The 14971-nt window shown below is 34.9% G+C and carries 12 protein-coding genes; all 12 read left to right on the top strand.

Features of this window, described 5'->3' with window-relative positions; translation table 11 throughout:
• Positions 1 to 19: 19 nt before the first annotated feature.
• The 12 genes from B2906_RS01290 to B2906_RS01235 all read left to right on the top strand — a co-directional run bounded on the left by B2906_RS01290 (position 20) and on the right by B2906_RS01235 (position 14931).
• Positions 20 to 1204, top strand: a complete 1185-nt coding sequence (locus tag B2906_RS01290) for an acyltransferase family protein (protein WP_286935348.1) — start codon at positions 20 to 22, stop codon at positions 1202 to 1204.
• 256 nt (positions 1205 to 1460) lie between these two features.
• Entirely contained in the window at positions 1461 to 2876 is a 1416-nt protein-coding gene (locus B2906_RS01285) for an O-antigen ligase family protein (RefSeq protein ID WP_286935347.1), read from the top strand.
• Complete coding sequence (locus B2906_RS01280; protein ID WP_286935346.1) at positions 2873 to 4195, top strand: phenylacetate--CoA ligase family protein; 1323 nt, start codon at positions 2873 to 2875, stop codon at positions 4193 to 4195. Before B2906_RS01285 ends, B2906_RS01280 begins: the two co-directional genes overlap by 4 nt.
• Positions 4192 to 5328, top strand: coding sequence for a hypothetical protein (locus tag B2906_RS01275; protein ID WP_286935345.1), 1137 nt, complete (start codon positions 4192 to 4194; stop codon positions 5326 to 5328). Before B2906_RS01280 ends, B2906_RS01275 begins: the two co-directional genes overlap by 4 nt.
• On the top strand, positions 5312 to 6529 hold the full coding sequence (locus tag B2906_RS01270) for a glycosyltransferase family 4 protein (protein ID WP_286935344.1): 1218 nt from the start codon (positions 5312 to 5314) through the stop codon (positions 6527 to 6529). Before B2906_RS01275 ends, B2906_RS01270 begins: the two co-directional genes overlap by 17 nt.
• Complete coding sequence (locus B2906_RS01265; RefSeq protein ID WP_286935343.1) at positions 6526 to 7428, top strand: NAD-dependent epimerase/dehydratase family protein; 903 nt, start codon at positions 6526 to 6528, stop codon at positions 7426 to 7428. The genes B2906_RS01270 and B2906_RS01265 overlap by 4 nt, the downstream gene beginning before the upstream one ends.
• On the top strand, positions 7425 to 8459 hold the full coding sequence (locus B2906_RS01260; protein WP_286935342.1) for a glycosyltransferase: 1035 nt from the start codon (positions 7425 to 7427) through the stop codon (positions 8457 to 8459). The genes B2906_RS01265 and B2906_RS01260 overlap by 4 nt, the downstream gene beginning before the upstream one ends.
• A gap of 10 nt (positions 8460 to 8469) precedes the next feature.
• Complete coding sequence (gene asnB / locus B2906_RS01255) at positions 8470 to 10311, top strand: asparagine synthase (glutamine-hydrolyzing) (protein ID WP_286935341.1); 1842 nt, start codon at positions 8470 to 8472, stop codon at positions 10309 to 10311.
• 524 nt (positions 10312 to 10835) lie between these two features.
• Complete coding sequence (locus B2906_RS01250; protein WP_286935340.1) at positions 10836 to 11759, top strand: glycosyltransferase family 8 protein; 924 nt, start codon at positions 10836 to 10838, stop codon at positions 11757 to 11759.
• A gap of 6 nt (positions 11760 to 11765) precedes the next feature.
• The gene (locus B2906_RS01245; protein ID WP_286935339.1) at positions 11766 to 12827 is read left to right on the top strand and encodes an exostosin domain-containing protein; all 1062 of its coding nucleotides are present in this window, start codon (positions 11766 to 11768) and stop codon (positions 12825 to 12827) included.
• A 15-nt stretch (positions 12828 to 12842) separates the two neighbouring features.
• Complete coding sequence (locus tag B2906_RS01240) at positions 12843 to 13973, top strand: GNAT family N-acetyltransferase (protein WP_286935338.1); 1131 nt, start codon at positions 12843 to 12845, stop codon at positions 13971 to 13973.
• Positions 13966 to 14931: a polysaccharide deacetylase family protein gene (locus tag B2906_RS01235; RefSeq protein ID WP_286935337.1), complete on the top strand. Its 966-nt coding sequence runs from the start codon at positions 13966 to 13968 to the stop codon at positions 14929 to 14931. The genes B2906_RS01240 and B2906_RS01235 overlap by 8 nt, the downstream gene beginning before the upstream one ends.
• Positions 14932 to 14971: the final 40 nt, after the last annotated feature.

Here is a 14971-nt window from a genome sequence, read left to right as displayed (position 1 = left end):
GCCCATATTAATCCCTAAAATGAATCTATCAGTCAAAAGCCTGCTACAAAGGAAAACTTCAGGGGGAAACTTTATACCTGAAATAGATGGATTGCGGTTTTTTGCAATTTTCACTGTCTTGATTTTTCATTTGAATACAGCTTATTCCAGAGAACTGGCGATAGATTGGACTGAATATTTACCCACTGCATCCTTTATGAACCTTGGATGGTGGATTGTAAGGTTGGATTTGGGAGTAAAAGTGTTTTTCGGTATTTCTGGGTTCATTTTAGCAGTACCTTTTATTTTACAATATCATTATAATGGCAAAATTGTCTCCTTAAAACAATATTTTATAAGAAGGCTCACTCGATTAGAACCTCCCTTTATTATCACATTGGTTTTATTTGCGGGTGTTCATATTTATGTGCTAAATGAGGATCCAGAATTGATTCAATCTCATTTTTGGGCAAGTTTATTTTACTTGCATACCATTATTTATGAAATGCCTTCCATCATAAACCCTGTTACTTGGAGCTTGGAGACAGAGGTACAATTTTATGTGTTGATCCCATTTTTAAGTTCTCTTTTGTTTATAAAGAAGTCTAAAAAAGCATTGACAGTACTTCTGGTTTTCTTCTTAATCATCCTTTCAGTTTGGGCAAAAAATTATATCTATACCAACTCTACACCTGGCTGGGACTATACGGTGTTTGTCTTTTTAAGCAACTTCCTAACAGGCTTTCTATTTGCGCTCACATATTTAAAATTCAAGTCTTTTTTCAAAATCAAGTCTTTCGGGTTTGACCTTCTAGGTTTAATTTCTGTATTCACACTCTTTTATTTTTACAAGCCGCAATCGGATATGATCAATAATTTGATATTTAATACTTCAATTTATCTATTGTTCATTTCGACTTTTAAGGGAAAGATTTTTAATAAATTTTTCACTACTCCAATAATTTATTTGATAGGGGGAATGTGTTATACTATCTATTTAATTCATTATCCCTTCTTTCACTTATTGGTCAAATTTTCAAAGTATTTACTTCTTTCAGAGAGCTACCTGATCAATCTTTCCATTCAAATGCTCATAGGAATCCCGATTGCAATCGTAGTTTCTATTTTCTTTTTCGTCTTAATTGAAAAACCTTGTATGGATAAAGATTGGCCAAAAAAACTTTGGGTATTTACCAAGAAAGGCTTAGGTTTTTCAAAAAATTAAAGTGTAAGGTGGAATCCTATAATTGATTAAAAATTAATATGGATATCCGCTTTCTTACCAGTATTGACAAAAATATGGCTTATTGTCTGCTGAAAGGATCAAAATCCGGAAGCTTCGGTCTTCGGTCATCGGTCTTCCAACCTTTCAAGCAAGGAAAATAAGGCAACTGGCATGATTGCGGATAATCAGAAAAATTAATCAGAATGCATTCAATCAATTTTTTACCTTTATTTGAATTTCTACTCTATTTCAAGTCTTGCTAAAATCAATCGCTAATTCCGAATATCCATTACTATGGATAATTTTTCATATAGCTCTGGGAGTTATTTCAGCGATTTCTCCTATTCCTTTAATAGTTTGGTTTTATTCAATCGCGGTTATCTCGTTTTTCGGGGTCATAAAGTCCAGCGATAACCCAAGCTATTTGATTTTATACACGGTTTATCTGATTTCTTTTGAACTACTTGCACGAATGGCAGGTACATCGCCATTTATACCTTACGAATTAGGGAAATATCTTTTATTTCTTTTGATGGTATTTGGCATTATCATGTTCGAGTCAAAAAGCTGGATCGGTTTTTTACTTTTGATCTGTCTAATTCCTGGGCTGATGATAGACTCGTCAGGAAAAGTTGAATGGCTTGATATTGTCTTTAATGTGGTGGGGCCAATCAATGTTGCATTGGTTGTCTGGTTCTTTTACAAAAAAAAGATCAGTGTTTCAGTTTTTTCCAAAGTGTTTTTACTAGCCACTTTACCTCTTATTTCTGTTTTAAGCTATACTTTCTACAGATTGCCTGACTTTGATGACATAGATTTTGAATTAGGTGCCAACTCTGTAACTAGTGCTGGGTTTGGATCCAATCAAGTTTCTACTGCCTTGGGCTTGGGAGCTTTTTTGGTATTTGTTATTTGGTTGAATAAATGGAAGCTGACTGGATATCGCTGGTTGGACGCTATTATATTCCTAGTCTTTACCGTTCAAGGGCTTTTGACTTTTTCCAGAGGAGGAATGTTTGGAACAGTGGTCGGAGTGGTTGTTGTGCTCTTTTTCCTTGCAAGAAGTTCGCAAAATGAAATTAAGAGGTTCAAACTTCCAAAAGTAGGTAAGTTTGTTGTTCCTACTATCGTCTTTGTTGTTACTGCTTTTTATATAGCCAATGAAATTACCGATGGGCTTTTGCTGCTTCGATACCAAGGAGAAACGGCAGGTACCTTGGCAGGTTCTAAAGAAATTGATCTCAATACTTATACAACTGGTAGAGTAGACATTTTCTTGGGTGATTTGGAGCTTTGGTATGACAATTTGCTTTTTGGAGTCGGAGCGGGTGCTTCAAGATATTTAAGAGATACTATGGTAGAAGTTGCCGCCCACATAGAACTCAGTAGACTACTGGCTGAGCATGGGGTCCTAGGCCTCATCAATTTTTTATTGTTAATGTATGTGGGACTCAATAATTTTTCTTTTCACAAGAACCCTATGATCAAAGGTATTTTATTGGCCTGTTTTGCAGTTGGGATTTATACAAGTTTCCATGCAGCCATGAGAACATTTATTTCTCCCCTGATGATTGGAATAAGTTTACTAAGCGTTTATCAAATCAAGAAAAGACGAGATAAAGTTAGTGCCGGTAAAGATTTGAAAGTGAAAGAAGCATCACCTTCTCTATGATTTATCCATTTATTCTGAAAAATTTTGTTTTACCTCTCGGTAGCAAATTGATGGGAGGAGGTATTTCAAAAAAAATCAAGGAATACGAATCAATTTTAAGTCTTCAGCCCTCTGATATTGCTGAAGTTCAGCGGAAAAAACTAAATCAAGTCCTGGAATATGCAGTCCAGAATAGCCCTTACTATCGATCACTTTTTTTGGATAAAAATCTTCCCTCCACCGAAATTTCTTCATATCCCATCTTAACAAAACAAACCTTAAGAGATAAAATTGATGAAATTATTACTGTAAAGGGTACAGCTAATCTGCATCAAATTTTATCCAGTGGATCAACTGGTCCCCCAAGCAAAGTTTATTATACAAGTGAAGAATTGGCAATTCCTAGGGCTATACAACTTATATGGTGGTCTTGGGCAGGTTATGAATATGGAAATAGCATATTACAAACTGGGGTTAATCTAAATCGTTCCAAGGAAAAACAGATCAAAGACTTTTTTTTCAGGACTAAATATATTGAAGCTTTAAAGCACAATGAGGAGCAAATTCTTCAGGAATTGAGTTCGCTTCAATCAGAGAATAGAGACCATTTTGTAGGATATGCATCTAGCTTGTTTTTGTTCAGTAAAGTCGCTTTGGATAATGAAATCAAAAATGTTCAATTCAAGTCTGTTATTTCTTTAGGAGAAAAGCTCCTGCCAAACTTCAGAGAATCTATTGAAAAGGCATTCAGGTGTAAAGTATTTGATACCTATGGGAGCTCAGAAGGTTTGATGGTAGCTTCTCAGTGCAAACATGGGACTTATCACATCATGTCTCCACATGTTTATGTGGAGATCCTTGATGAAAATGGGGTAGAAGTTAAGCCAGGTGAGATAGGCTCAGTTGTATTGACAGGATTAGATAATTTTACCACTCCTCTGATTCGTTATGATATTGGAGACATGGCTGTCAAAGGTGATTCAAGTGCCTGCGTATGTGGTTTAAACTTGCCTCATTTAGGCGAAATCATTGGAAGGTCAACTGAGTTTATTCAAACCCAAAATAAAAAATATATTACCGTTCAGACTGTTGTCAGAATAATAAAGTTTTATCCTCAGATTGAACAATTTACTTTGATTAAGAAGGAGGATAACAGTCTTCAACTTCAATATATTGGTTCAGAGAATCTTTCTGAAGATATCGAAAGTCAAATCACCAAGTCTTTTTCCGATCTCTACGATGAGTCTTTTGAAATCGATTTTTTAAAAGTCAATCAATTGCCACGAAGAAAGTCTGGAAAATATCAGTTAATCATGAATCTAAGTCAGGATTCAAAATGAAAATTGCACTTTTATATTTTCCACACAGGGAGGGGCATAACTCTATATTCCCCTTTTTTCTTTATAAGTCTCAAATTGAAAGCTCAGGTATCAAGCTTCAACTATTTACGTCTATAAAAAAACTCAAAGAAGGTTCTTTTGACATATTATTTATCTCGGGACTTTCTCTTCCAAAATTGCTTGGAAAACAAAATACCAAAGAGGAGTTTTTAAAAATCTTGTATGATAAAAAGAAGTATCCTGTCATTTTTTTATCAGGAAATGATTCAACAGGACCTATACAAAAAGAGATTTTAAATTTGGTGGACCTTTATTTATCCAAGCAAATACTAAAAGATAAAAATTTATATCTAATCCCTCACAAGCGCCATTATTTCAGAGAGAAAATGATGGACTTGTTCAGGTTTAAAAATGAAAATAAGTTTGTACCTGTATCCCTTGAAGAAAAAGATCTTACTAAACTCGGCGTTTCCTGGAATTTGGCACTTATTGATTGGAAAACGCAGACTTCCACCAAATGGAAAAGGTACTTAACCATTTTTTTAAAAAACAAAAAGCCAATCTCACCGGAGCGGGTTAAGCCTTTGAGTGAAAGAAGGATTCCGATTATGTTTAAGGGTAATTTGTTCCCCAAAGAGCACGATGTAAGTCGTCTTCATAGACTGTTAACTTTTAGAGTAGCCTCAAAAATAAAGACTAATGCTCCACCTGTATCCAATAGCCCCTTGTCTCACAAAGAATATCTTGAGCAAATGAAAGAGACTGTAATAAGTCTATCTCCTTTTGGTTGGGGTGAAATTTGCTACAGGGATTTTGAAGCTTTCAGGACAGGATCCTTATTGTTTAAACCGGAAATGGACCATATTGAAACTTTTCCAGACCTTTACACATCTGAGAATCATATTTCGTATCGATGGGACTCTTCTGATCTTGAAGAGAAAATAAAGGATGTGCTAGATGATCCCTCTAGTTTTCAAAAATTAGCTTTACAAGGCAAAATTGATTTTGAAAACGTTTTAAATCCTGAGATTTTCGGAAAAAAGTTTCTTCAACATTTAAATGGAATAATTTTTAAAGCGAGAGAAAATTTTGAAAAAAGACCTAAAATCCAATCCAATGAATCAGGTCGATAAGCCTTTAAAGCTTTTGATTTTTTATCAATATTTCGGAACTCCAAAGGGAGGCTGGAGTACAAGGTATTATGAGTTTGCTAAGCGATGGGTAGGCTTAGGTCATCAAGTCACTATTGTTACATCACCATACTACAAATCTGACATTAAAGCAGATGGATTTATTTCAAAGCAGAATATTGAAGGGATTGATTTAATAGTAATCAATTCTCCTGATTCAAATAAAGTAGGAGTAATTCAAAGAATGATCAATGCGATGAGGTTTTCTTTGGTCTCGACTTATTACGCCTTGAAATTGAACTATGATATTGTTCTGGCGAGTTCAGGTCCAATTACAATCGCCTTTCCAGCTTTGATGGCAAATATTTTTAGGAAAAAGAAGTTTGCGTTTGAAGTTAGGGACCTCTGGCCAAAAGGGGCCATTGAGTTGAAAACTATTCAAAATAAACTTCTGATTAAAGTAGGTCTCAGTTTCGAAAAATGGATCTATAAAAGGGCAAATTTGGTGGTGTCTTGCTCTCCAGGAATGGATGAGGGAGTAAAAGAGGTAAATCAGAACGTTCCTACTTTGATAATTCCAAACTCATCAGATAATGAACTTTTTTCTCCAAATGAACCAGAAATTCCTGTTGGTTTTCCGGCTGAGTGGAATCAAAAATCTATTTTTATCTATGCGGGTTCTTTAGGCTTGATGGACGATTGCTCGCAAATTATCCATGGTGCCAAACATCTGAAAAGTCAGGATATAAAAATTGTAATAATTGGGGATGGCGCAGAGAAGCAATTACTAAAATCATTGGTTACTGAATTACAATTGGAGGATAGAATTTTATTCAAAAATTTGATGCCTAAACAGGAATTGGTAAAATGGTTCTCCATAGCAAAAGGTAGCTTTGTCACATTTAAAGATCTTCCGGTATTGCATACAAACTCACCTAATAAGATGTTTGACTCTTTCGCAGCTGGGGTACCAATAATCCAGTCTACGAAGGGATGGATCAAAGATTTGATAGAAGAAACCCATTGTGGTTTCAATGTAGACCCAGGTAATCCAAGGTCTTTTGCTGATGCGATGGAAGCAATCCATGCTGATGAAAGTTTAAGAAGTGAAATGAGCCTTATGGCTAGAAAAGTAGCTGTCGAAAGGTTTGATCGAGGAAAACTTGCTAACATTTACCTAAATAGGTTGCTTGAATTGAAATGAACTCCTATTTATTGACAGGTGCTACAGGATTTCTTGGATCAGAAATTTATCAGAAAATTAAAAAAGAGACTCTTACTCTGGGGAGATCTCCATCCAGTGATATTTTTTTTGATTTCGGATCGGTAGTCTCCGATTTTCCAAAGGTCAAAATGGTAATTCATTGTGCAGGAAAAGCCCATTCAATTCCTAAAACAGAGGATGAAAAAGAGGCTTTCTTTTCTATGAATACAAAAGGAACCTCCTTTCTTTTAGAGTCTTTGGAGGCAAGCATGGCCATACCTGAAACTTTTGTTTTTATCAGTACGGTCTCAGTATATGGGCTTGAAAAGGGTTTGGGAATAAAAGAAGAAAGTCCTTTACTGGGTGACTCACCTTATGCAAGAAGTAAAATTCTTGCTGAAAAAATGCTTGAGGAATGGTCTAATAGAACTGGTGTGAAATTAATAATTCTTAGACTACCATTGATTGCAGGTAACCATCCTCCAGGGAATCTAGGCGCGATGATTAATGCCATTAAAAAAGGGTTCTATTTTAGTTTAAGAAATAATACATCAAAAAAGTCAATTGTCCTCGCGGAAGATGTTGCTAAGCTTATTCCACAAATCCATGGGAAATGTGGCATTTTCAATTTAACTGACAGAATACATCCTAGTATCAGCGAAATAGAACAAGTGCTTTCAGATAGATTCAATAGGTCTTTGAAATCTATCCCTTTTCAATTAGTCAACTTTATGGCTAAAGTTGGAGATCAAATTTCCTTTTTTCCAGTAAATACTAATCGCTTAGAAAAGTTGACTTCCTCCTTAACCTTTGATGATTCCAAAGCGGTCACCGACTTGAATTGGAAGCCAACACCTGTTCTGGACTTTTTAAAAAATAAAATTGATATCAAAAAATGAAGATCCTTTTTCTGGGAGAAACTTATCGTGCTGATGCCAAAACTTGGATAGAAGGAATTGAAACCTTCTCTGGTGCTAAAATTGATACTATGGAGGTGCCATTTTCTCCGAAAAGATGGAAAAGGATTTCTCTGTTTCTCCTTTTTTTAGTGCAACTCATTAGACTTCGAACTCAAAAATCCTTTGATTTAGTCTTAGCGGAAAGAGCCACGAGTTATGGTTTTTTTTCTTTATTGGTCAAAGCACGAGTGAAAGTAGTCGCACAACAAGGTATTACAGATGCTTTCCCAGAGGAAGGGTTCACTGGCCTTTATAAGAGATTTTTTCAAAGAAGAGTCTATAAAAATGTGGACTTAATACATGCCTGGGGCCACGTAATGACTTATGCGATGCTTGAAAGTGGCGCAGCACCATCTAAAATCATGGTTTTACCTAAAGGAATTAATCTTCAACGATATACTTTTTCAGAAAAACACGAGTTCAATTCCACTCCGATAGGAATTGTTACCAGATCCCTTTCAGATATCTATAGACATGATATTATTTTGCAATCTTTGGCAATACTGAAGGAAAAAGGTATTGAAGTAAAACTGAGGGTAGTTGGTGATGGAGTTTTGATGGAAGATTTAAAGCTTCTTGCAAAAAATCTCCAGATCTCAAATCAGGTGATGTTTTTAGGAAGAGTGGATAATGATAAATTACCAGTCTTATTGAATGACTCTGATTTTTATGTTGCAATACCTGAAACAGAAGGGGTCTCTGCCTCTTTATTTGAGGCCATGGCTGGAGGTTGTTTTCCTATAGTAACAGACCTACCCTCCAATAGAGCATTTATTCGTCCCGGACAAAATGGATTGTTAGTTCCTTCAGGTGATGCTCAGAAATTGGCCGATGCCATAGAGTTGTTTTTGGCCAGCAGAAGCAAATTCACTGAATATGTCAGAGAAAACAGAGCTTATATTGAATCTGAAGTAGACTTCAATAAGAATATGGAAATAATATGGTCCCGATACCAACAGCTTTTAAAATAATAATTCAAATATGTGCGGAATAGTAGGCTTTTGGCAGAATCATCAAGTTGCTTCTCCTGAAAGATTAAAATCAATGAATGATGCGATTTTTCATAGAGGTCCTGATGCAGAGGGTACTTACATTGAGGATACTTTAGCTTTAGGTCATAGGCGTCTTTCTATTTTAGATTTGTCCGAGCATGCGAATCAGCCCTTTCATTCTCCTTGCGGAAATTATATACTGGTGTATAATGGGGAGATTTTTAATTTTCAGGAGTTTTATCCTGAGCTAAAATCAAAAGGCTATTTATTCAAAACCACTTCAGATACTGAAGTTTTGTTATTTCTTTTGATGGAGTATGGATTTGATGTTCTTTCTCGACTTAACGGATTTTTTGCATTTGCTTTTTGGGACAAGACTAAAAAACAGCTGAGTCTAGTTCGGGATAGATTTGGAGTTAAACCTCTATTTTACCATCAAAACGATATGGGATTTAGCTTTTCAAGTGAACCCAAGGGCATATTTGCTGGAGGTATTGATAAAGAAATTGATCCATCGCATTTAGATGAGTTGTTTATTTACCGATTTGTATCAGGTGAAAACACCATTTTCAAGGGGGTGAAAAGATTACTTCCTGGACATTTGATGACTCTTTCACAGGATAGCAGAGTAGTTCAGACCAAAAGATGGTTTCATTTGGGAGAAGAAGCCAAAAATTTCAAGGATATTAAGAATCCAATCGAATGGTTTGAAGAGACATTTTTTGATAGCGTGAAATTAAGAATGATTTCAGATGTTCCTGTAGGTACTTTGCTGAGTGGAGGATTAGATAGTAGTGGAATTGTTTATAGTCAAGCTACTCAAGGTTTCACTGGGTTGAGTTCTTGGAATGTGAAATTTAAAGGCTACGAACACGATGAGTCCAGCATTGCTGAAAGATTTTCCAATGAATTGGGAGTAGAATATAATGGTCATGAGTTTTTAGGACAAAGACAGGTTGAACTCACCAAGCAAGCCATAAGAATCAATGATGAACCACTGATGCATTTTACAGATAATGTATTACTGGGACTGAGTTTGGAGGCAAAAAAGAAAGTAACTGTATTATTGACGGGAGAGGGTGCTGATGAGGTGTTAGGAGGATATGTAAGGTACAAAGTACACGATGGCGAATTCAGATATAACATGCTCAGCTTATTGAATCTAATCCCTGAAAAATACCTGTCTCAAGATAGATTGAAAAAGCTGAAACGATATATGTCTTTGAGGAATCCGGATGCACAAATGCTCATGAATGCAAATGAGGTATATCTTTCTGATTTGAAAAAACTAGGAATTCTATCTTCAAACTTACTACCCGAATATCGAATTAATATTTTGGAAGAGGCCAAGTCTCTTTTTCCGAAAAACCGTTATCGTCAACTTTTGTATCTGGAGCAGCACACTCACTTACATTCCTTAAATGATAAAAATGATAGAACTACAATGGGGGCTTCAATTGAATGCAGAGAACCTTACTTAGACTATAGATTAGTGGTCGGAGCTGCATCAGTTCATGATAAATACTTTAATAGTAAGGGAAAAGGAAAATTATTGGCCATGGATAGTTTTGGGAAAAAGCTCCCAGACTATATCAGAAATCATAGGAAAATCGGTTTATCCATGCCATGGGATCGATATATTATGGAAAATCCTGAGTTGAGACAGCATTTAGAATCAATGCATAAATCAGAACTTTTTGAAATGGGATTTTTATCTCACATTGATATCAAAAAGGCAGTTGAAAATTTTAAAAGTAATCCAAAATCAAACCTGGGTTGGATGAAGCAGCTATTTTTCACTTCCCTATGGTATGAAATTTCTTTCCAATAAAGAATAGCTTTTTTCAACCTTTTTTAAGAGATAAAATCAATGTTTTTTTCAAAACGAATTTTTCATTGAGTAAAAAATACTCTGTTTACCAACCTAAAGGATATAGGTGTTTGAATTTTTTCTAGTAAAATGCTTCTAAAATTTCTTACCCAACCTTCAACGATATTTTTTTTGCAAGCATCTATTTATTTAATCCCATGAAAAATCCTCTTGAGTTTTTTGTACTGATGATTTGAACCCCTTCATGCCAGTTAGTTACCTACTACTAAATATTAAATAGGGTAGCTTGATTAGATTCCGCATCCTACACACTCTAGATAAATAAAAATAATCTTCTGCCCATTTTGAGGCGTGTAAGTTCTTTAATTTTTTCTGATACTAGCTATTTATCTTTGTTTAAAAAAATCTTAGTTTCGTTTTTAAATCGGTAATTCGGGATAAATTGCTTTAGAAGATATATCTTTTATAGAATCTCGTAACTTCTGAATTCCAAAAACAAGATAGTCACAGTAAATTTTTGTCATTTGATTATAGTTTTTACCATCAATAAATCATTTCTGCTACCTTTTGCAGTTACCCTTCATTCTCTCCTTCTTCATAATAAGGGTGAGTTGAAAAAGCTTATTGTTTTGACTGATGAAATTCCTGAAAGTGATCAGGAAAAAATTAAGGAAATAATAGGGGATAATGATATAGACTTTGAGTTAATTCAGATTTCAGATGATGATTTATCAGGACTTGTTACCACTCTTCATTTCCAAAAAGCTAATTACTATCGTTTACTTATCCCTGAATTTGTCAGAGAGGATAAAGTAATTTATCTAGATGCGGACTTGTTAATCTTAGGTTCTCTTCTTCCTATTTGGGAAACGCCATTAACAAATAACTATTTAGCAGCAGTTTGCACTCCTGGGGTTAGTTGGCATCCAGAATTGGGTGTTAGTAAAGAGGATGGGTATTTTAATTCTGGAGTAATGCTGCTAAACCTTAGAAAGTGGCGCGAAGAGAATTTCGGAAGAAGAGTAATTGATTTTGTAAGTGATAACCCCAAATTAATCCGCTATGTGGATCAGTGTGGTTTAAATGCACTGGCAAAAAATAACTGGATAAGGCTCCCATTATCTCATAATTTGACAGTGGATGTATACGAAGGAGACTTTGAATTTGGTGATTGCGGATGTAGTAAAGAAGATATAAACAGAGCGAAAAAGAGTCCTTTAATAGTTCATTTCACAGGTACAAGTAAACCTTGGCATACCAGTAATCAGCATCCATTCAAAAAGAAATTTTGGAAATTCTTGAGACAAACTCCTTATTCCAGATCTTTGCCTGAGGATTTTAGTACCCTCAATTTCATTAAATATTTGACCCCTAAATTTTTCAGGCAGGGAATCAGGAGATTTCAGTATAGATTTTTTCCGAGAGGAAAATTTAAGCTAATGAAATAGATTTTTATGATTGAAAAGGATAGCCTACAGCAAGTTAAACTATACTTTGACCAATCCTTTTTCTCTGAAGGATATGTATTTGACCTATTTTTAAGAAGTACGGACGGGAGTATTCAAATCAACTCGGAGGCGACGGATTATTTTACCATTGTCGAAAAACCTGAAGATGCAGATTTAATTTTTATTCCAGTTCCCCTTTCTGAACTTGTAAAAAATCAAATTGGTCGTGAAAAGATAAAAAGTCATGTCCAAATCGGAAGAGCTTTTAATAAAAAGGTTTTTGTTGTTTCAGACGCAGATCTGATTTTCAACCCAGGATTTGATGATGTAATTATTTTAACTCCCGGAGCTTATAAAAGTCTTCCTAATCAAATTTCAATACCAGCATTATTGCCCAAAGATCCATATTCCAAATGGGTTGGGGAAGTCTGGGAACCTATCCAAGACCTATCCCGCTTCAGTGTGGGATTCTGTGGGCAGGCAACTTCTCATGGTTTAAAGTACTTAAAAGATAGGCTTCAATATCTACAATTAAATGCTAAAAAATTGCTTGGGGACAAGACCCATTTATATATTCCATTTTTTTTCGCAGCTAGTGAACGTGCGAAAATTTTAAATCACTTGGAAAAATCTTCATTAATAGATACAGATTTTCTTAAAAGAGAAAGATATAAAGGGGGAGGTAAAAGTGAAGATGACTTAATGCAGTTAGAGTCAGAATTTTTTGAAAATATAAATAGAAACCTTTTTACGGTTTGCATCAGAGGGTTTGGAAATTATTCTGTTAGATTTTTTCAAACTCTAGCTATGGGGCGTATCCCGGTAGTCATTGAATCAGATTCCCTTTTGCCTTTTGAATCCCAATTAAACTATGACAAATTTATTGTTAAGGTCCCTTTTGAAAATAGATTAAGGGCCGACAAGTATATCCATGAGTTTTTGAAAGATAAAACTCTTGTGGACCTCCAACGTATTCAATCTGAATGCAGGAAGGTTTGGCTGGATTATTTTAGAAAACCGTCCTATTTCAAAGCCATGAATATCGAATTAAGGAATTATTTGAGGTAAATTTTTTCTAAAAAAATGGGAGATTTAATTCTAAGAAAGGCCCAGCTTGATGATCTATCCAAGATCGCTTCTTTTTTTTTGAAAGCTTATGGACCAAATACTGCATTTCAATCCTCCAGTTTTTTAAAATATTATTTCAGAAATCCTTATGATCCATCCCAAATTTTTTCATCAAATTGGATTGGCTTAAACCCAACAGGTGAAATAGTTTCTCATTATGGGGGACTTCAATATAAACTGCAGCTAGGCGAAAAAACTTTGCATGTAGTATGGGGAGTAAATGCCTACACTTTACCGGAATATAGAGGCTTGGGGTTCAATGGAAACCTTGTCAAAATACTTTTTGAAGAGAATGTAGTGAATGCTACTTTAGGAATGAGCCTTGAAACCCACAAGTTTTACAAAAAATTGGGATACGAGGTGTTTGATCATTTAAGATTTAGTAGATTTATACTAAATTTTAAAGAGGATTCTTTTTTAATTATTTCTGGTATGGGGCAAAATACTGAAAGAGCTCAATCGTTGGTGCCGGTTACTTTTATTCCAAAAAGCGTTGAAGAGGGTAAGGGGATTCAACCGGTTAAAAATGAAAATTTAAAGAACTATTCCTTCGATTTGGGTGTGCATGCCACTTGCACTACTCACAGAGATAAAGATTTTATTTCTTGGAGATTTTTAGATAACCCTTTTATTGATTATAAAATATTCATTGAAAAAGTAGGGAATCAAATAAATGCATATGCTGTAATAAGAGAAGAAAAGTTAGAACCATCTGGTAAAAAGATAGGTAGGATCATTGATTTATATGGCAGCCCTAGATTAGTTGGATCTCTTTTAGAGCGGATAAAAATTTGGAGCTTTCAAAGAAATCATATCTATTTAGAGTTTTCCAAAATTGGAAATCTTTACAGCGGGGAATTGCTAGATCAAGGATTTATCAGGTTAGATGAAGACGATGCAGCTTTATTTCCTCAGGTTTCTTCTCCAGTTGAAAATAGACCCAATCAAGAATATTTAGCAATTTATAGTAACCTTTTTAACCAAGAGATTCGTTCTTTAAGGTCTGAAGACATCTATTTTACACGAATGGATTCAGACAGAGATAGAATTGCAAGATTGGACCAAACTTTTAAAACTAATGACTAATACCGTTTCTATTGTCGTTTATCATTATGTTCGAGAAATAAAAAAATCACGATTTCCAGGAATAAAGGGGCTTGAAACGTCTTTATTTAAGGAGCAAGTGGCCTTTTTGAGGAAGAATTATAAATTGATTACAATGGAAGATTTGATTGATGCAATTGAGAGTCAATCTAAACTTCCGGAAAATTCAGCTATACTTACTTTTGATGATTCGTACTCAGATCATTTTTCTCAGGTTTTTCCAATATTAAAAAAGTGGGGTATTCAGGGGAGTTTTTACATTCCATCTCAAATGATTACTGAAAATAGAGTCTTAAATGTTAATAAAATTCATTTTATTTTAGCCTTAAGTTCAAATAAAAGAGAAATTATCAAGAAAATATTTGAAGAAGTAGATAAGATCAGGAGGGAAATTCCTCTTCCTGATTCCGATAGCCTATTTCAGATGCATGCTATACCACATCTCAACGATTGCGGAGAGATTATGCTGATTAAAAGAATGCTTCAGAAGGTTATTCCTCAGCCTTATAGAAATCAATTGATTGATGAGTTATTTAGGGATTCCGTCAGGATGGATGAAGAGTCATTCAGCAAGGAATTATACATGAGTAAAGATCAATTAGAATACATGGCTTCTTCTGGGATGCATCTTGGAAATCACACATACTCTCATCCATGGCTTAATTTGCTCTCAAGAAAAGAACAGGAGGAGGAAATATCCAAGTGTAGTCAGTTTTTAAGTTCCATTGGGGTGAGCGAAAACAACAAGACAATGTGCTATCCTCATGGGGGGTATAATTCTGATACGATTGAAGTGATAAAATCAATGGGATTCAAGCTTGCACTTACGGTATCTCCAGGAGTTGCTCGTGTTAATTCGAACAATGCCTTTGAATTAAGTCGTATTGATACAAATGACATAACAACTGAAAAATTTTTTCCCAGAAATCAAAAAAATTAACTTTTTTGAATCTTAATAACATCTCATTCACAGTAAAACC

Source organism: Algoriphagus sp. UBA3586, assembly GCF_002376385.1.
Lineage (GTDB): Bacteria > Bacteroidota > Bacteroidia > Cytophagales > Cyclobacteriaceae > Algoriphagus > Algoriphagus ornithinivorans.
Note: the sequence above shows the minus strand (reverse complement) of the source record. Positions and strands in the feature narration are given on the sequence as shown.